Source organism: Janthinobacterium sp. SUN176, from assembly GCF_030587335.1.
Taxonomy (GTDB): domain Bacteria; phylum Pseudomonadota; class Gammaproteobacteria; order Burkholderiales; family Burkholderiaceae_D; genus Janthinobacterium; species Janthinobacterium kumbetense.
In genome coordinates, this window is the sequence record NZ_JAPWIA010000001.1 from 320,714 (window position 1) to 338,188 (window position 17,475).

15 protein-coding genes are annotated in these 17,475 nt (G+C 63.3%); 11 read left to right on the top strand and 4 right to left on the bottom strand.

Annotated features, from left to right (window positions below):
* Positions 1 to 51: 51 nt before the first annotated feature.
* Together pta and O3299_RS01580 are read left to right on the top strand one after the other, a co-directional pair.
* Positions 52 to 1,053, top strand: a complete 1,002-nt coding sequence (gene pta / locus O3299_RS01575; protein ID WP_305061346.1) for a phosphate acetyltransferase — start codon at positions 52 to 54, stop codon at positions 1,051 to 1,053.
* A gap of 1 nt (position 1,054) precedes the next feature.
* A complete protein-coding gene (locus O3299_RS01580; protein ID WP_305061347.1) occupies positions 1,055 to 1,819 on the top strand; it encodes a TSUP family transporter in 765 nt (254 codons plus the stop codon).
* On the opposite strand, the gene O3299_RS01585 is transcribed toward O3299_RS01580, so the two are convergent.
* A complete protein-coding gene (locus tag O3299_RS01585; RefSeq protein WP_305061348.1) occupies positions 1,809 to 3,206 on the bottom strand; it encodes an RtcB family protein in 1,398 nt (465 codons plus the stop codon). The two genes, O3299_RS01580 and O3299_RS01585, sit on opposite strands and share 11 nt — an antisense overlap.
* A gap of 446 nt (positions 3,207 to 3,652) precedes the next feature.
* Here O3299_RS01585 and O3299_RS01590 point away from each other — a divergent pair, with 446 nt between their 5' ends.
* From O3299_RS01590 to O3299_RS01600, 3 genes are all read left to right on the top strand, one after another.
* Entirely contained in the window at positions 3,653 to 4,540 is an 888-nt protein-coding gene (locus O3299_RS01590; protein WP_305061349.1) for an RNA ligase family protein, read from the top strand.
* On the top strand, positions 4,537 to 5,676 hold the full coding sequence (locus O3299_RS01595; protein WP_305061350.1) for an AAA family ATPase: 1,140 nt from the start codon (positions 4,537 to 4,539) through the stop codon (positions 5,674 to 5,676). Before O3299_RS01590 ends, O3299_RS01595 begins: the two co-directional genes overlap by 4 nt.
* 220 nt (positions 5,677 to 5,896) lie before the next feature.
* Positions 5,897 to 6,805, top strand: coding sequence for an NAD(P)H-binding protein (locus O3299_RS01600; protein WP_099664796.1), 909 nt, complete (start codon positions 5,897 to 5,899; stop codon positions 6,803 to 6,805).
* A 3-nt stretch (positions 6,806 to 6,808) separates the two neighbouring features.
* Here O3299_RS01600 and O3299_RS01605 read toward each other — a convergent pair whose 3' ends face one another.
* Genes O3299_RS01605 through O3299_RS01615 form a run of 3 tightly spaced genes read right to left on the bottom strand, consistent with a single transcriptional unit; the run spans position 6,809 to position 10,386 of the window.
* The gene (locus O3299_RS01605) at positions 6,809 to 8,539 is read right to left on the bottom strand and encodes a cobalt chelatase (protein WP_305061351.1); all 1,731 of its coding nucleotides are present in this window, start codon (positions 8,537 to 8,539) and stop codon (positions 6,809 to 6,811) included.
* The gene (locus O3299_RS01610) at positions 8,536 to 9,510 is read right to left on the bottom strand and encodes an AAA family ATPase (RefSeq protein WP_257218678.1); all 975 of its coding nucleotides are present in this window, start codon (positions 9,508 to 9,510) and stop codon (positions 8,536 to 8,538) included. The genes O3299_RS01605 and O3299_RS01610 overlap by 4 nt, the downstream gene beginning before the upstream one ends.
* Positions 9,511 to 9,549: 39 nt before the next feature.
* Positions 9,550 to 10,386, bottom strand: coding sequence for an IclR family transcriptional regulator (locus tag O3299_RS01615; RefSeq protein ID WP_369811606.1), 837 nt, complete (start codon positions 10,384 to 10,386; stop codon positions 9,550 to 9,552).
* Between the two features lie 224 nt (positions 10,387 to 10,610).
* Between O3299_RS01615 and xsc the strand changes: the two genes are divergently transcribed.
* The 6 genes from xsc to O3299_RS01645 all read left to right on the top strand — a co-directional run bounded on the left by xsc (position 10,611) and on the right by O3299_RS01645 (position 17,439).
* Positions 10,611 to 12,416, top strand: a complete 1,806-nt coding sequence (gene xsc / locus O3299_RS01620) for a sulfoacetaldehyde acetyltransferase (RefSeq protein WP_370385295.1) — start codon at positions 10,611 to 10,613, stop codon at positions 12,414 to 12,416.
* Positions 12,417 to 12,615: 199 nt separating this feature from the next.
* A complete protein-coding gene (locus O3299_RS01625; RefSeq protein ID WP_289906548.1) occupies positions 12,616 to 13,023 on the top strand; it encodes a nuclear transport factor 2 family protein in 408 nt (135 codons plus the stop codon).
* Between the two features lie 58 nt (positions 13,024 to 13,081).
* Complete coding sequence (locus O3299_RS01630; protein ID WP_305062939.1) at positions 13,082 to 14,491, top strand: FAD-binding oxidoreductase; 1,410 nt, start codon at positions 13,082 to 13,084, stop codon at positions 14,489 to 14,491.
* Positions 14,492 to 14,612: 121 nt separating this feature from the next.
* Complete coding sequence (gene tauA / locus O3299_RS01635; RefSeq protein ID WP_305061352.1) at positions 14,613 to 15,665, top strand: taurine ABC transporter substrate-binding protein; 1,053 nt, start codon at positions 14,613 to 14,615, stop codon at positions 15,663 to 15,665.
* A gap of 84 nt (positions 15,666 to 15,749) precedes the next feature.
* A complete protein-coding gene (locus O3299_RS01640; RefSeq protein WP_070219220.1) occupies positions 15,750 to 16,565 on the top strand; it encodes a taurine ABC transporter ATP-binding protein in 816 nt (271 codons plus the stop codon).
* A 79-nt stretch (positions 16,566 to 16,644) separates the two neighbouring features.
* Positions 16,645 to 17,439, top strand: coding sequence for an ABC transporter permease subunit (locus O3299_RS01645; RefSeq protein WP_058049276.1), 795 nt, complete (start codon positions 16,645 to 16,647; stop codon positions 17,437 to 17,439).
* Positions 17,440 to 17,475 lie beyond the last annotated feature (36 nt).

Genomic DNA, 17,475 nt, shown 5'->3' on the forward strand with positions numbered 1-17,475 from the left:
ATGCTTCATGCTTGCGTGGTTCCGGCATTTTTTTACCGAATTGGAGTCGCCATGAAAGCCCTGCACCGCATCATCGCGCAAGCCCGCGCCGTGCCGAAAAACATCGTCTTGTGCGAGGGCGGCGACGTGCGCGTGCTGCAGGCGGCCGCGCGGGCGGCCAGCGAAGGCCTGGCGCACATCACCATCGTCGGCAAGCCGGCCGTCATCCTGGCCCTGGCGCGCGAACAGGCGCTGGACCTGGATGCCGTGCGCCTGGTCGACCCGGAAACGTCCGACGAGTCGGAGCACTATGCCCAGCAATTGTTTGTGCTGCGTCAAGCCAAGGGCATGACGGTGGAGCAGGCGAGGATCGCCGTGCAAGATCCCTTGTGCTACGCCAACCTGATGGTGCGCCTGGGCGACGCGGACGGTTGCGTGGCGGGGGCCGTGCACACGACGGCCGACGTGGTGCGCAGCGCCATCCAGATCATCGGCGTCGATCCGGCCTTCAAGCTCGTGTCGAGCTTTTTCCTGATGATGCTGTGCGAACCTTTCCACAGCCTGAAGGGCGGTTTCATCTTTTCCGATTGCGCCCTCGTCGTCGACCCGAAGGCGGAAGAGCTGGCCGACATCGCCATGGCCGCCGCCGACAGCGCGCAAGCCTTGCTGATGGAAGAGCCGCGCGTGGCCATGCTGTCGTTTTCCACCAGCGGCAGCGCCCACCATGCGGCCGTCGACAAGGTGCATGCGGCCACGGACCGGGTCAAGGCCCAGCGTCCGCTGCTGGCCATCGATGGCGACGTGCAGCTCGATGCGGCCATCGTGGCCGAGATTTCGCAAAGAAAAGTCAAGGATTCCGTCGTCAACGGCCGCGCGAACGTGCTGGTGTTCCCGAACCTGGACGCGGGCAATATCGGCTATAAATTGGCCGAACGCATGGGCGGCGCCGTCGCCATCGGCCCCTTGCTGCAAGGCTTGAACAAACCGGCCAACGATTTGTCGCGCGGTTGCTGCGCCGACGACGTGTATAACGTGATTGCCGTCACGTCCGTGCAGGCCCAGGGTGGGCGCTGAGTTGTTCAGCCTGCCCGTGCTGGCGCTGCTGGGCGTGGTGGCGGCAGGCACGTATTTCCAGACCGTCACGGGTTTCGGACTGGGCATGATCGTCATGGGCGTGGCCAGCGGCCTGGGCCTGGCGTCCGTGCCCGCGCTGGCGGCCCTCGTCAGTTTATTGTCCCTGGCCAATTGCCTCGTGGCCTTGCCGGGCGCCTTGCACCACCTGGACTGGCGCGCCATCCGCGCCGCCAGCATCGGCTTGCTGCCGGCCATGGCGGGCGGTGTCTTGCTATTGGGATATCTGGACCAGGCGTATGCGCCCATCCTGAGACTCTTGCTGGGCGCGGCCATCGTGTATGGCGGCGTCAGCATCCTGCTGCAGGCGCCGCCGGGACCGGGCGCGGCGGATAAACGCAGCTTTTTCATCAGCGGCGTATGCGGCGGCCTGTTCTCGGGCCTGTTTTCGCTGGCGGGACCGCCGCTCGTGTACCAGTTTTATCGCCAGGAAATGAGTCTGACCACCATCCGCTACAGCCTGATCTTCCTGTTCGCCATCAGCGCGGGCGGGCGCTCGCTGATGGCGGGCAGCCAGGGCCAGCTCGATGCGAAAGTTTTGCTGCTGTGCACGCTGGCCTTGCCCGTCGGCGTGCTGGCCACGGTGGCCGGCAAGCGCTATCCGCCGCCGATCGCCCAGCGCGGCATGCGCCGCATCGCGTTTGCCGTGCTGACCGCCATCGGCATTTCGCTGATGGCGGCGGCCGTGCCGCAATTGCTCAGGCCTTGAACGTCAGTAAAGGTTTCAGGCGGGCCACCGATTGCAGCAAGCCCGCTTCCTCCTGCGCGGCGATGACGGGACCGATCTTTTTATACGCCATCGGCGCTTCCTCGACGCGGCGCTCTTCGCGCAAAGTCACGCACTGGAACGCCATTTCGTCGCCGCCCACCGTGGGCCGCATGGCGCGCATGGCCTGGCGGCGGATGCTGCGTCCCGCGCCGTGCGAGCACGACCACAGCCAGTCGGGATTGCCCATGCCCGTGGCTACATAGGAATAATCGCCCATGGAACCGGGGATCAGCGCCAGGTCGCCTTCGCGCGCGGGCGTGGCGCCCTTGCGGTGGATGTTCATGCCGTGCTCGCGCAGGATGACGTTGTGCGGCACGTCCACCACCAAGCGGGATTGATCCTGCGCAAACACCTGCGCCAAGCTGTCGCGCACCAGCTCGGCCAATACCATGCGGTTGACCCAGGCATAGCGCGACGCCACGCCCATGGCGTCCATGTATTCGCCGGCCAGTTCGCCCGTCAAGCCGTACAGGCCGGACTTCGGATGGCGCACGCCTGCCGGCCACGCTTCTTTGGCGCGGTCCATCCAGCGGCTGCCGACAAAAAAGCCCACGTCGCGGCTGCCGCTGTGGATCATGACGACCACTTCGCCGGGCACCAGTCCGTGCCGGTACGCGGCATGGCGGTCCATGACGGCATCGACCAGCTGGATTTCCACGAAGTGGTTGCCCGATCCCGTGGTGCCCAGGGTGGGGTCGCGTATCACTTCGCGCGTGCCCACCAGCGCTTCGGGCGCATGGCGCAAGCCGCCGCCCAGTTCGCGCAAGGCGATGCAATCGTCGAGCTCGCGCAGCAAGCGCTGCTTGTCGACCCGTGGCCACAAGCCCTCATTGTGCAGGCTGTCGATGAACGCTTCCGGCCCCACGTCGAACAGGGCGGCAAACGCTTTCGAGCGCAGCGGCACGTTGCGGCCGTCTTCCAGCAGCACATGTTTGAGCTTGGCGAGCAGTTGCGGCTTGCGCGCCTCGAACTGCGCCAGGGTCAAACCCGTCGTGATCAGGCGCATGCCGCAGGCGATGTCCGTGCCGGGGATGGCGGGAATCACCATGTCGGGGCTGGTGGCAACGATGCTGCCCACGGGCGCGATGCTGCCCGGGTGGAAGTCGGGCGTGGCGCAGGCCTTGCACACATGGCCATCCTGGCCGGGCACGGCGACGGCGGCGAATGCCATCAGCTGGCGCACGGCTTTTTCCTCGAGGGGAAAGTTGTGGGGCAGCAGCACCGACGCCTGGGCGTGCGGATTGCTGAGTGTATAAATGCCGTCGGCATAGGCGACAGCGATGCCCTGGCGGCGCAGGGCTTTTTGTAATCTGGATAGGGGAAACACGATTCTGCTCCGGAAATAACGAATGCACGGCCCTTTTGCAAGGGCCATGTTTGTTTTCCACGCAGCAGCGACAGGAAGTGCCGCCAGCTTAGCAAACTTTGTGCGGATTGCAAAGCCGCCGGCCCTGACAGTGCGCACAAGAGGGCGCACGATACGCAGCGCCACTTGCAAAATAATCAAACAGCCTTTATATTCGCGGTTCTTTCTCGAACCTCTTCCTTATTGGAGCCAAAAGTGCCTCGCTTCTTCGCCATCACCTGCTAACGCTGACGAAATGCTCTCTGCAGCATCGTTCGGCGCGTTGACGCCCCCGATTGCTGCGGCACTGTTTTTGCTCCTTCCGCACACGTATCCGAGACGCTAGTCTCGATCGTCCACGCCCGAACACGTCGTCAGCACCCCTGACCCTGTATGGACACGCCCCGGTGAACGCGGCGTGGGACGCTATGTTTTTACAATCTTTGCCCTTATTCAAATACCCGCGCACGCCGCACCTGGAAGGCTCGCGCCTGCAGGATGGCGACGACGGTTCCGACCAGATGCCCCTGAAAAAGCTGGCCGGCCAGTACGTCGTCATCGAGGAAAAAATCGATGGCGCCAACTCCGCCGTGTCGTTCAGCGACGCGGGCGAGGTGCTGCTGCAGTCGCGCGGCCATTACCTGGCGGGCGGCGGCAGCGAACGCCAGTTCAACCTGCTCAAACCGTGGGCGCATGCGCATGAACACGCCTTGCTGCACTTGCTGGAAGATCAATTTGTGCTGTTTGGCGAATGGTCTTACAGCAAGCATTCCGTGTTTTATGACCGGCTGCCCCATTACTTCAACGAGTTCGACGTGTATTGCCGCCGCACGCAGATGTTTTTGTCGACGGCGCGCCGCCACGCCATGCTGGCCGGCTCGCCCGTGCTGTCCGTGCCCGTGCTGTATGCGGGATTGATGCCGACTTCGCCGAAACAGCTGTGGCAGCTGCTGCGCCATTCGCTGGCCAAGTCCCGCCTGTGGCGCGACGCTTTCGAAGGCGTCGTGGCGCGCGAACGGCTGCCGCTGGACCTGTGCTGGAAGCAGACGGACAAGTCCGACCACGCGGAAGGCCTGTACCTGAAAGTGGAAGACGACGAGCAGGTACTGGCCCGCTACAAGCTGGTGCGGCATGACTTTACGCAAACCATCCTCGACAGCGGCTCGCACCACAGCACGCGTCCATTGATCCCGAATCTGCTGGCCGAGGGCGTCGACCTGTACGCGCCGCAGCCGCTCGTCACGTGGGAGAGCCTGGGCTTGCACACCTGCCAGTCGCTGGACGAACTGGCAATATTTTCAAGGAGTACTAGATGAACTGGAAACAGTTACAACAACTGGTGCCGTCGGCGGGCCAGTCGCCCGATTTCAACGCCTGCCTGGCCGCCTTCCCGCAGCTGGAACTGGCGAAGACGACGCCGCAAAACCCCGTGTACCACGCGGAAGGCGATGTGTGGACGCATACGATGATGGTGGTGGAATCCCTGCTGGCCATGCCCGATTACCAGCAAGCGACGCGGGCGCAGCAGGAAATCGTGTTCCTGGCCGCCTTGCTGCACGACGTGGCCAAGTGCAGCACCACCGTGATCGACCCCGTCACGGGCGCCATCGGCCAGCCCGGCCACTCGCGCAAGGGCGCCCTCGATGCGCGTATCGCCCTGTGGGATGGGGACGTGCCGTTTGCCGTGCGCGAGGAAATCTGTCGCCTGATTAACGTCCATCAAGTGCCGTTCTTTGCGCTGGAACAATCGCGGCGCGGCGTGACGCCCGAGTTCACCGTGCGCGAACTGTCGTGGCAAGTCGATATCCGCTTGCTGGCCATGCTGGCCGAGGCCGATATCCGCGGCAGGATCTGTCCCGATCCGCAGCGCATTTTAGATGCCATCGAGCTGTTCCGCGAACTGGCGCGCGAGGAGGGGTGCTATGGCCAGCGCCGGGTGTTTGTCGACGATCACACACGCGTGAAATACTTTCGCGGCGCCGAGGCGCACCCCGATTATTCCCTGTTCCAGGAGCCGGGCTCGCACGTGATCGTCATGTCGGGCTTGCCCGCGTCGGGCAAGAATACGTGGGTGGAGAAGCACCATCCGCGCCTGCCCGTCGTCTCCTTCGACGATGCGCGCATCGCCTTGGGCTTGAAGCACGGCAAGAACGAAGGGCAGGTGGGCGACTATGCGGAAGAGCGGGCGCGCGAGCTGCTGCGCAAGGGCGAACCGTTCGTGTGGAACGCCACGCATCTGTCCAAACTGATGCGCGAAAAGACGCTCAACCTGCTGTACAAATACCATGCGCAGGTGGAACTCGTGTACCTGGAGCAGCCGCGCAAGGAGCTGCTGCGGCGCAACGGCCAGCGCGACACGTCGCTCAGCAACAAGAAGCTGCAAGCGATGCTGTGGAACTGGGAAATTCCGCTGCCCATGGAAGCGCATGCCGTGCGGTACTGCGTCGACTAGCCCTGCCGCCGTCAAGCGCCATCGAAAGCGCTTGACCAGGCGGGCGCCACGCGCCATGGTGGGCGCATGACACTTGTTTTCCCTTCTTTCCTGTAAGCCTGCCGCAGCTTTGCCCCGCAAGGGGCGGGCCGCCGCATGGCCGCCTTTGATTCCCCTACATCATCGTCGCGCGTTGCCGCCCCATCCGGGGTGCGCCTGCGCGCGCCACAAGGAAAAGAACATGAAAACAATGCATCTCGCCGTCGCCGGCGCTTCCGGCCAACTGGGGTCCCTCGTCGTCAATGAACTCATCGGGCATCGCGCCGGCCGGCCCGGCATGGCGCTCACGGCCATCACCCGCACGCCAGGGCGCCACGCGGCGTGGCAGCAGCAGGGCGTCGGCGTGCGCTGCGGCGACTTTGACCAGCCGCAAGGCCTGGCTAGCGCCTTCCACGGCGTCGAGCGTTTGCTGTTGATCAGCACGAATACCCTCGACGGCACGGGCCGCCGCGTGGCACAGCACCGTCATGCCATCGAGGCGGCGCGCCAGGCGGGCGTGGCGCATATCGTCTACACCTCGTTCCTGCAGCCGCAGGAGGGCAAGCGCTCGCTGCTGAACGACGATCACCGGGCCACGGAAGCGCTGCTGGCGGACAGCGGCATGGCCCATACGATCTTGCGCAACGCGTTTTACCAGGATTTGCTGCTCGTGGTGCTGGGCACTGCCGCCGTGGATGGCCGGCTGCAAACGGCCATGGGAACAGGTCATGTGTCGTACGTGGCGCGCGAAGACTGCGCGCATGCGGCGGCTGCGGCGCTATCGGATGGCTATCCTGGCAGCCGCATCCTGGACATCACGGGGCCCGCCGCCCCCGATGCGCCGGCGCTGGCCGCCATGGCCGCCTTACTGTCTGGCAAGCCTGTCGAGGTCGTGAATCTCGATGCGGAGGAACGGGCGCGTCATTTCATCGCCACCGGCATGCCGGCGCCGATGGCGCAGATGCTGGCAGGCATCGAGCGCTGGCTGGCCACCGATGCCATGCACATCGTCAGCGACGATTATCGCGCGTTGACGGGACGGCAGGCGTCGCCCGTGCCAGCCTTCCTGCACGCGCATCGCCGCCAGTTGCTGGCGCTTCCGCCGGCATAGCGGCTACTTTTTGCGTCCACCGAGCAACTGCGCGATCTCGCTGAACAGCTCATTGTTCAGCGAGGCGGGCAGGGTGGTGGCCAGGCTGCGGCTGTAGTAGGCGCCCAGATCCAGGCCCAGTCCCAGCCCGCAGATTTCCACGGCGCCCTGCGCTTCGCGGCGCGCCACCACTTGTTTTAAATGTTGCGCCAGATAAAACTCGTCGTTGGCCAGATTCGTGGCTGTATCCATCGGGCAACCGTCGGATACGACGAGCAAGATGCGCCGCCGTTCCGGGCGCGCCAGCATGCGCGTGCACGCCCAATCCACGGCTTCGCCATCGACGCCTTCGCGGTACAGGTCCGCTTTCAGCAGGGCCGCGATGTCGGGCCGCGCGCGGCGCCAGCTCGTGTCGCCATCCTTGAAAACCATGTGCACCAGTTCGTTCAAGCGGCCCGGCTGGGCGGGCGAGCGGGCGCGCATCCAGTCGCGCTTGACACGTCCCCCGTTCCACGCGCCCGTCGTAAAACCCAGCAACTCCGTGGCGATGCCCGCCTGGTCCAGCGCGCGCAGCAGAATGTCGAGCAGCACGGCCACGGATTCCGCATGCGTCTTCATGGAGCCGGAGCAATCGACGAGGAAGGTGACGAGGCAATCGGCTTGCGGCAGGAATTGTTCCTTGCGGAACAGCCGGCGTTCGGACGGGGAACTGATCAGCTGAGCCAGGCGGCGCCCGTCGATATAACCCTCTTCCTCGCCGAACGACCAGCCGTCGCGTTGCGGCACGGCCAGCAGTTGCGTGAAACGCCGCGCCAGGCGGGCCGTGTTGATGCCCAGGCTGGCGATGCGCGCATCCATGCGTTCGCGGTACTCGAGCAGCAGGGCGCGGCGCACCAGTTCGCCCGCTTTTTCTTCGCGGTCATAAGCCGTGGAGTACGCCTTGTAGGCGCCCTTGCCATCGCTGAAGGCACGGCTGTCGCCCAGCGGGGCGGCATCGGGCAGGTGGTCGTTGTCGCTGTCGAAATCGAGCAGCAGCTTGAAGGCCGCCTGCGCCCTGGCGTCGCCCGCCTCGTCCTGGTCGCCTTCGCGCTTCGCCTGCGCCTCTTGCAGCATGGCGTCGACGCCGTGGGCGATGGCCAGAGCGTGGCGCGCAAAGGCCGCCTGGTCCGTTCGGTGGCGGCGCAAGCCCGCCAGGTCGCCGCTCAGTTGCGAAGACACGGACCAGCGCGTGGCCTCGATGAAATCCTCCGTCTTTTCCAGCACGGGCCGGGCCGTCAGGCGCGACCAGCACATCTGGAACACCGTGTACAGCAGCAAGCCCGACGCGCCTTCGGCCAGGCCGGAATCGTAAAACGCATGCGACCAGGCCGTGAAACGGTGGCGCAGGTTGTGCGCCACGCCCGCATGTTGATCTGGCGCAAGCGTTTCCACCCTGAGCTGTTCCAGCAATTCGAAGACGAGGCGCGCCACGGGTTCCACCGGACACAAGGACTTGTGCAGGGCCGCATCCGTGTGCAGCAGGCGCAGGGCCACGCTGTCGGCCGCGCCCCGCAGCGACGGCAAATCCTGCAGCGCGGCATCGGGCTGCAGATGGGCGGAGTGGATGGGCAGGGGGCGGTGGCCGTCGTGCAGGCGCCGGCCCCGGTAGCGGATGGACGCAACGCCGCTCAGCGCGCGGATGGCGCCCGCGCACAACTCGTCCGTTTCCTGCTGCTCGCGCGTGTAGGGCGCAGGCGCGGTCGCTTCCGTACTCATGCCTGGCTCGCCAGCAATTCCTCATTGAAACAGCGCTGGTAATACTCGGCCACCATGGGCCGTTCGGCCTCGTCGCATTTGTTGAGGAAGGACAAGCGGAAGGCCAGCGCCGGGTCGCGGAAGATCTGGCAATTTTCCGCCCAGGTAATCACCGTGCGCGGCGACATCAGGCACGCCAGGTCGCCCGCCGCATAACCGTGGCGCGTGAGGCTGGCCACGGCCACCATGGCGGCTGCCAGCTGGCGGCCCGCCTCGTCGTTCATGGCGGGCACCCTGGCCAGCACAATCTCGGCTTCTTCCGCCTGCGGCAAATAGTTCAGGGTGGCAACGATGTTCCAGCGGTCGATCTGCGCGTGATTGAGTACCTGCGTGCCGTGGTACATGCCGTTCAGGTTGCCGAGTCCCACCGTATTCGACGTGGCGAACAAGCGGAAGTGGGGATGCGGCGTGATGACCCGGTTCTGGTCGAGCAGGGTGAACTTGCCGTCGCGCTCGAGGATGCGCTGGATGACGAACATCACGTCGGGCCGGCCCGCATCGTACTCGTCGAAGATCAGGGCCACGGGGCGCTGCAGCGACCAGGGCACGATGCCTTCCTGGAATTCCGTCACTTGCTGCTGTTCGCGCAGCACGATGGCGTCCTTGCCGACCAGGTCCAGGCGGCTGATGTGGCCGTCGAGGTTGACGCGCACGCAAGGCCAGTTCAGGCGCGCCGCCACCTGCTCGATGTGCGTGGACTTGCCCGTGCCGTGCAAGCCTTGCACCATCACGCGGCGGTTGTGGGTAAAGCCGGCCAGGATCGCCAGGGTGACATCCTTGTTGAAGCGGTAGGCGGGGTCGATGTCGGGCACGTGCGGGTCGCGTTCCGTGAAGACGGGCACGTGCAGGTCGCTGTCGATGTGGAACAGGCTGCGCACGGACTGCAAGGTTTGCGCCGCTGCGGCGGGGGGATGTTGGCGTGAATCTGGCACCTTGTTCTCCTGTGAAACCGCAGCGGGGGCGCTACGGGGTTATGAATTACCTGCCTGCAATGCGTCGTCGTCCCCGCCCGTCGTCGGCATGGTTTCCGATTCGATGGCGGCCAGGGCTTGCGCGGCGCGTTGCAATGCTGGCAAGAAATGTAAAGCCTTGTCGTGCGTCAAACGGATGATGGGCGCCTGGATGGCCACGGCCAGGTTCGAGCGGCCGTTCGGGTTCGGCACCAGCACGGCCACGCACAGCAGGCCGGGCAGGAATTCCTCGTCGTCCAGCGCATAGCCGTTGCGGCGCACCAGTTCCAGTTCGCGTTCCAGCTTGACGGGGTCCGTTTCCGTCTTGTCCGTAAAGCGCGTCAATTCCATGTGGCCCAGCAGGCGGCGCCGTTGCACGGGCGTCATTTGCGCCAGGAACAGCTTGCCGCTGGACGAGCAGTGGGCCGGCACCCGCGAACCGGGATGCAGGTAGAAGCGCAGCGGGGCCGCCGTTTCCACCCGGTCCAGGTACACGACTTCGCTGCCGCTGAAGGCCGTCAGGTTGCAGCTTTCGCCCACTTCCTCGACCAGCTGGCGCAAGACCATGCGGCGGGCGCCATGGAAAGTGTTGTTAATCAGTAGGTTCGATGCGAGGCGGCGCAGGCGCACGCCCGTGCTGTAGTGGCGGCCATCGCTTTCGCGCTGCAGCACGCCCACGCTTTCCAGCTGTTGCAGCATGCGGTGCAGGGTGGGCTTCGGCAAGCCCGTTTCTTCCACCAGCGCTTGCAGCGACAGCAACTGGTCTTTTTCGGCAATCACTTCCAGCAAGGCAAACAAACGCATCGTGGGCGTGTCGCCTTCCAGTTTTTCCGGCTCAAGTTTTGGGGATGAAATCATGTCCATGGTGGCCTCGGTTGGGTAGCTCTGAGTGTGACGTCAGCTTATTTCATTTTCGAACTCAAATTGTACCGTTTCCTTGAAAATCTGTTTGACTTTTGATTGCTGAACGCTTAAATTGAATTGTATATCAAATTTCGGAACAAAATATACCGATTTTTGATAAATTATTTGATAATTCGCTGCACTTCATCACCACAGACCAGGAGACACCCATGAATGACATGACCGAGCAAAAAGCCGCCGCCGCGGCGATACCTGTAGGCCCGCAAAAGATGACGCCTTCCGAAGCGTTCGTGGAAACCCTGGCCGCCAATGGCGTGACCGACATGTTCGGCATCATGGGCTCGGCCTTCATGGACCCGATGGATATCTTCGCCCCCGCCGGCATCCGATTGATTCCGGTCGTGCACGAGCAGGGCGCCGGCCACATGGCCGACGGCTATGCCCGCGTTTCGGGCCGCCATGGCGTCGTCATCGGCCAGAACGGCCCCGGCATCAGCAATTGCGTGACGGCCATCGCCGCCGCCTACTGGGCGCACACCCCCGTCGTGATCATTACGCCGGAGACGGGCACGATGAGCATGGGCCTGGGCGGCTTCCAGGAAGCGAACCAGTTGCCGATGTTCGAAGAATTTACGAAATATCAAGGCCATGTGACCAATCCTGCCCGCATGGCGGAATTCACGGGCCGCTGCTTCGACCGCGCCATGTCGGAAATGGGCCCGACGCAATTGAATATCCCGCGTGACTATTTCTATGGCGAAATCAAGGCGGAAATCCCGAAACCGAACCGCCTGGACCGTGGCGCCGGCGGCGAGCAAAGCCTGAACGATGCGGCCGAACTGCTGGCCAAAGCCAAGTTCCCTGTGATCATCTCGGGCGGCGGCGTCGTCATGGGTGAAGCGATCGAAGAGTGCAAGGCCCTGGCCGAGCGCCTGGGCGCACCCGTCGTCAACAGCTATCTGCACAATGATTCCTTCCCCGCCAGCCATCCGCTGTGGTGCGGCCCGCTTGGCTACCAGGGTTCCAAGGCGGCAATGAAACTGATCGCCCAGGCCGACGTCGTCGTGGCCCTCGGTTCGCGCCTGGGACCGTTCGGCACCCTGCCGCAGCACGGTATGGATTACTGGCCGAAAAACGCCAAGATCATCCAGATCGACGCGGACAACAAGATGCTGGGGCTGGTCAAGAAAATCTCGGTGGGCATCTGCGGCGACGCCAAGGCGGCTGCCAAGGCGATTATTGCCCGGCTGGATGGCAAGACGCTCGATTGCGACGCCACGCGCGACGCACGCTATGCCACCGTGCAAGCGGAAAAGGCTGCGTGGGAAGAGGAATTGACGAACTGGACCCATGAAAAGGATGCGTACAGCCTGGACATGATCGAAGAGCAAAAGAAAGAGCCGGGCAATTACCTGCACCCGCGCCAGGTCTTGCGCGAGCTGGAAAAAGCCATGCCGGAAGACGTGATGGTGTCGACCGACATCGGCAACATCAACTCGGTGGCCAATAGTTACTTGCGCTTCGAAAAGCCGCGCAGCTTCTTTGCGGCGATGAGCTTTGGCAATTGCGGCTATGCCTTCCCGACCATCATCGGCGCGAAAGTGGCTGCACCGCACCGCCCGGCCGTGTCGTATGCGGGCGACGGCGCCTGGGGCATGAGCTTGATGGAAACGATGACGTGCGTGCGCCACAACATTCCCGTGACGGCCGTGGTGTTCCACAACCGCCAATGGGGCGCGGAAAAGAAAAACCAGGTGGATTTCTACAACCGCCGCTTCGTCGCCGGGGAACTCGACAACCAGAGCTTTGCGGAAATTGCGCGGGCCATGGGCGCCGAAGGCATCACGGTCGACAAGCTGGAAGACGTGGGCCCGGCCCTGAAAAAGGCCATCGACATGCAGATGAATGAGGGCAAGACCACCATCATCGAAATCATGTGCACACGCGAGCTGGGCGACCCGTTCCGCCGCGATGCGCTGAGCAAGCCGATCCGCCACCTGGACAAGTACAAGGACTATGTTTAATTAAGTGAGCCAGCCTGTGGGAATGGGCTGTGACCAAATTCTCACAGATTGTCACGAAAACATCATAATTTCATTAAAGAATACAAGGCGTCCCGTTTTTTGAATTATTTGATTTGACAAGGCCATGCTTAAGGCTTAAATTCAATAAAAGACAAAAAAACGGAACGTAGCGTATCAAAAACGATTTACGGAGACAACCATGAACCACCCTGTACCGCACACTGACGCCGTCACCACGGACTTCCTGCAAGCGTTCGGCGATGCCTGGAACCGCCACGATATCGACGCCCTGATGGCCGCCATGGCCGACGATTGCGAATTCCACGCCGTCGCCGGTCCTGAGCTTCTGGGCAAGAGCTTCATCGGCCGCGACGCCGTGCGCGCCGGCTTCGAGCTGGCCTGGCAAACCTTCCCCGACGCGGCCTGGCTCAACCCCGTGCATTTCGTCAGCGGCGAGCGCGGCGTGACGGAGTCGACCTTTGCCGGCACCAAGGCGGACGGCACGCGCATCGAAGCGCGCATGGTCGATATCTTCACCTTCCGCGACGGCAAGATCGCAGTCAAGAATGCTTTCCGCAAGGATCGCCCACCCGTCGTCACAGTCTGAGCCAGCACGTTCACCAGGAATGACCATGAACAAACCTGTCGACACCCCTCCTGGCGTAATGGGCAACAACAGCACCGCCGCCCGCACGCCCTACGACCCCGCCTTCGATCCGCTGGTGGCCCAGCGCCCCGGCCACGGCAATGCCTACGCGCCCACCTACTGGATCGGCACGGCCGGCGAGCCGCCCGCCGACGACGGCCCCATCACGCATGACATCGACGTCGACGTGGCCATCATCGGCTCGGGTTTTACCGGCCTGTCCTGCGCCATCTTTTTGGCACAGGAACACGGCATCAAGGCCACCGTGCTGGAAGCGAACCGGGTCAGCTGGGGCTGCAGCACGCGCAATGGCGGCCAGGCCCAGTGCACGACGGGCCGCCTGAAGCGCTCGCAGTGGATAGACCGTTATGGCCTGGACACGGCCCTGAAACTGCACGCGGAAGTGTGCGACGCGATGCAGACGTTCAAGAAGATCACGGCCGACATCGATTGCGACCCGCAGCCGGGCGGCCACCTGTACATCGCCCACAAGGCGAAAGCCATGCCCGCGCTGGAAAAAGAAGCCAAGGTCATGCGCGAGATCTTCAAGTACGACGCCCGCATCCTCGACGCCGACACCGTCAAGCGCGAGTACGTCGACGACAAGGAAGCGGCCGGCGCGCTGCACGAGCCGGAAGGCATCGGCATCCATGCGGGCAAGCTGGCGTTCGGCTACCTGCGCAAGGCGCGCGCGCTGGGCGCCAAGGTGCATCCGTCCAGCCCCGTGATGGGCTGGGAAACGCGCAACGGCGTGCATTATCTGCAAACGCCGGGCGGCGTGGTGCGTGCCCGTTCCGTGGCCGTGGCCACGGGCGGCTACACCTCGCCCCACCTGCATCCGCAAGTGAAGAACCGCTTGCTGCCGATTCTGTCGAACTCGCTCGTCACGCGCCCGTTGACCCCGGCGGAAATCGAGGCGTGCAACTTCCGCACCCATCAGGTGATCACGGATACGCGCATCTTGCGCCACTACTACCGCTTGATGCCGGACAACCGCGTACAGATCGGCAGCCGCAGCGCCATCACGGGCGCCGACGCGCCGGACGACAAATACAAACAGTTTTTGATCAACGATCTGCACCGCAAGTTCCCCGCGCTGAAGGGCATCGGCATCGATTACTCGTGGTGGGGCTGGGTCGACGTCAGCCACGACATGATGCCGCGCATCGTGCAACCGGACCCGAAGCAATCGATCTTTTATTCGCTCGGTTACGGCGGCAACGGCGTCATGTACTCGGCGCAGGCGGGCCGGCGCATGGCCGAGCGCATCGCGGGCAAGGCCAGCGACACGGGCTTGCCGATCTTCAATTCGAAATTGCCGTATCCGAACATGATGGAACTGGTCGAGTCGCAAGCGTTCGCCCCGTTCCGCCGCCTGGGCCAGCGCTTCCTGTACCGCTGGTATCACTTGAAGGATGAAGTGTTTTAAATAGCAATAGCAGTAGCCGTACTAAGCCGCCGTATGAGTTGACATAGAGCAACCAACGGCGCCTCCCGCAAGGGATGAGATTGCCCGCACGTTCACACATAACAATAACTTGGAGTGAGACATGAACACATACACGAGCAAAAACACGGTATTTTCAACGATGCGCCGCGCCGTCCTCGGCACCCTGGTGCTGGGTGTCGCCCTGGCTTCCAGCGGCTCCGCCTTCGCGCAAGGCAAGGAAGTGACGATTGCCTATCAGGAAATCAACGGTCCCTTCCTGGTGGCCATCGCCAGCGGCGAAGTGGAAAAAACCACCGGCTATAAAATCAACTGGCGCAAGTTCGACTCGGGCGCCAAGGTGGCCACCGGCATGGCGTCCGGCGACGTGCAGATCGGCGTCATCGGTTCGAGCCCATTGACGGCGGCCGTCAGCCGCGGCGTCGACTTGCAGCTGTTCTGGATCATCGACGACATCAACGAAGCCGAAGCGATGGTGGCGCGCAACGGCGCCGGCATCAGCAAGCCGACGGACTTGCGCGGCAAGAAGATCGCCGTGCCATTCGTTTCCACCACGCATTTCCACACCATGTTCGCGCTGGAAACGTGGGGCATCAAGCCTACGGAAGTGAAATTGCTGAACATGCAGCCGAACCAGATCGCCGCCGCCTGGGAGCGGGGCGACATCGACGCCGCCTTCGTGTGGGACCCGGCCTTGAGCAAACTCAAGCAAAACGGCAAGGTGCTCGTCACTTCCGGCGAACTGAGCAAGAAGGGCAAGGCCACGTTTGACGGCATGGCCGTCGAGCGCGCCTGGGGCGAAGCGAACGCGGACTTCATGGCCAAGTTCGTCAAGGTGATGGCCGCTGCCGACGCCGACTACCGCGCCAATCCGAAGGCGTGGACCATCGATTCCCCGCAAGTAAAGGCCAACGTCAAGCATTCGGGCGCGGCCGCCAAGGACGTGGCCGCTTCCGTGGCCCTGTACGCCTACCCATCGCTGCAGGAACAGGCGTCGCCGGCCTGGCTCGGTGGCGGCGCGAAGGGCGGCGTGGCGCAAGCCTTGCTGGCCACGGCGCAATTTTTGAAGGGCGAAGGCAAGATCGATACCCTGGCAAGCGATTACGCCAAATATGTGACACCCAAGTATGCACAGGCCGCCGGCCTGCTGAAGTAAACGTTGTGCGATGGCGCGCTTGCGGGCGCGCTGACTGAACAGAATGCGTTGAACTGAAGTGACTACACCTATGCGGGGCACACGATGGAAAATCTCTACGTCAAGGATGTCAGCGTGATTTATCCGGGCAAGACGGCCGGTGAACGCGTACATGCCTTAAACAATATCAATCTGACGATTAACAGCGGCGACTTCGTCGTCGCGCTGGGCGCCTCGGGCTGCGGCAAGACTACCTTGCTGAGCCTGATGGCAGGCTTTATCGCCCCGTCCAAGGGCGAGATCATGCTCGGCGACAATAAAGTGGAAGGGCCGGGCGCCGACCGTGGCGTCGTATTCCAGAAACATGCCTTGCTGCCGTGGCTGAACGTGATGGAAAACGTGGAATTCGGCTTGAAGCTGCAAGGCGTGCCGAAAGCCGTGCGGCGCGAACAGGCGGCGAAAAACCTGGCGCTCGTCGGCTTGAAGGACTTTCACGACAATATGATTTATCAATTGTCGGGCGGCATGCAGCAAAGGGTGGGCATCGCCCGGGCCCTGACCAGCAATCCCGCCATGCTGTTGATGGATGAACCGATGGCGGCGCTCGACGCGCTGACCCGCGAAACCATCCAGGAGTTGCTGCTCGATATCTGGGCCAAGTCCAGCACCATGTTCTTCTTCATTACCCACAGCGTCGACGAGGCGCTGTTCCTGGCGAACCGGCTGATCGTCATGTCGCCCCGTCCGGGCCGCATCACGCACACGTATGAACTCGATTTCAACAAGCGCTTCCTCGAGTGCCGCGATGCGCGCGCCGTGAAATCAAGCCCGGACTTCATCAAGATGCGCGAAACGGTGCTCAACATCATTTATGGCGACGAGCGCGCCGTCAATAAAGAGCTGGAGGTGTCCCATGCATAGCCCATCCGTCGTGGGATTTCCTCCCACCACCGCCAAGCGCGCCGGCTTCTTCGGCCGCCTGTTCGCCCCCCGCTGCGCCATGCCCGGCGAAGCGTTCGGCGCGCCGGGGCAGGGCAATTCCAGCCGCATCGCCACCGTCACCGTCATAGCCGTGCTCCTGCTGTGGTTTGGCGTGACGGCCAGCGGCATGGTGAAACCCTTGTTTTTACCTTCGCCGCAAGCCGTGTATGAAAAATTCATCATGGCGGCCACCACCGGCTTCGGCGGCGCCACCCTGTGGGAACACACGGTCGCCAGCCTGGTGCGCGTGTTCGGCGCCTTTGGCCTGGCTTGCCTGTTTGCCATTCCCGTCGGCGTGATGATGGGCGTCAACCGCGTGGCGCGGGGCATCTTCGATCCCTTGATCGAGTTCTACCGTCCATTGCCGCCGCTCGCGTACTTGCCACTGGTCATCATCTGGTTCGGCATCGGCGAATTCTCGAAGGTCTACCTGATCTTCCTGGCCATCTTCGCGCCGATGGCGATCGCGGCCCGCGCCGGCGTCAGCTCCGTGTCGCTGGAGCAAATCCACGCGGCCTACTCGATGGGCGCCACGCGTTTCCAGGTGATCGTGCACGTGATCCTGCGGGCGGCGATACCGGAAATCCTCACCGGCATGCGTATCGGCATCGGCGTGGGCTGGACCACCCTGGTGGCGGGCGAGATGGTGGCGGCCACGCGGGGCCTCGGCTACATGGTGCTGAGCGCCTCCGAGTTCCTCGCCAGCGACGTGGTGATCATGGGCATCATCGTGATCGGCTTCTTCGCTTTCCTGTTTGATTTGATGATGCGTTACCTCGAACGTACCCTCGTGCCATGGAAGGGCAAGGTGTAAGACGTTCCCGGGAGTGGCGTGCACGCCACAAGTGTT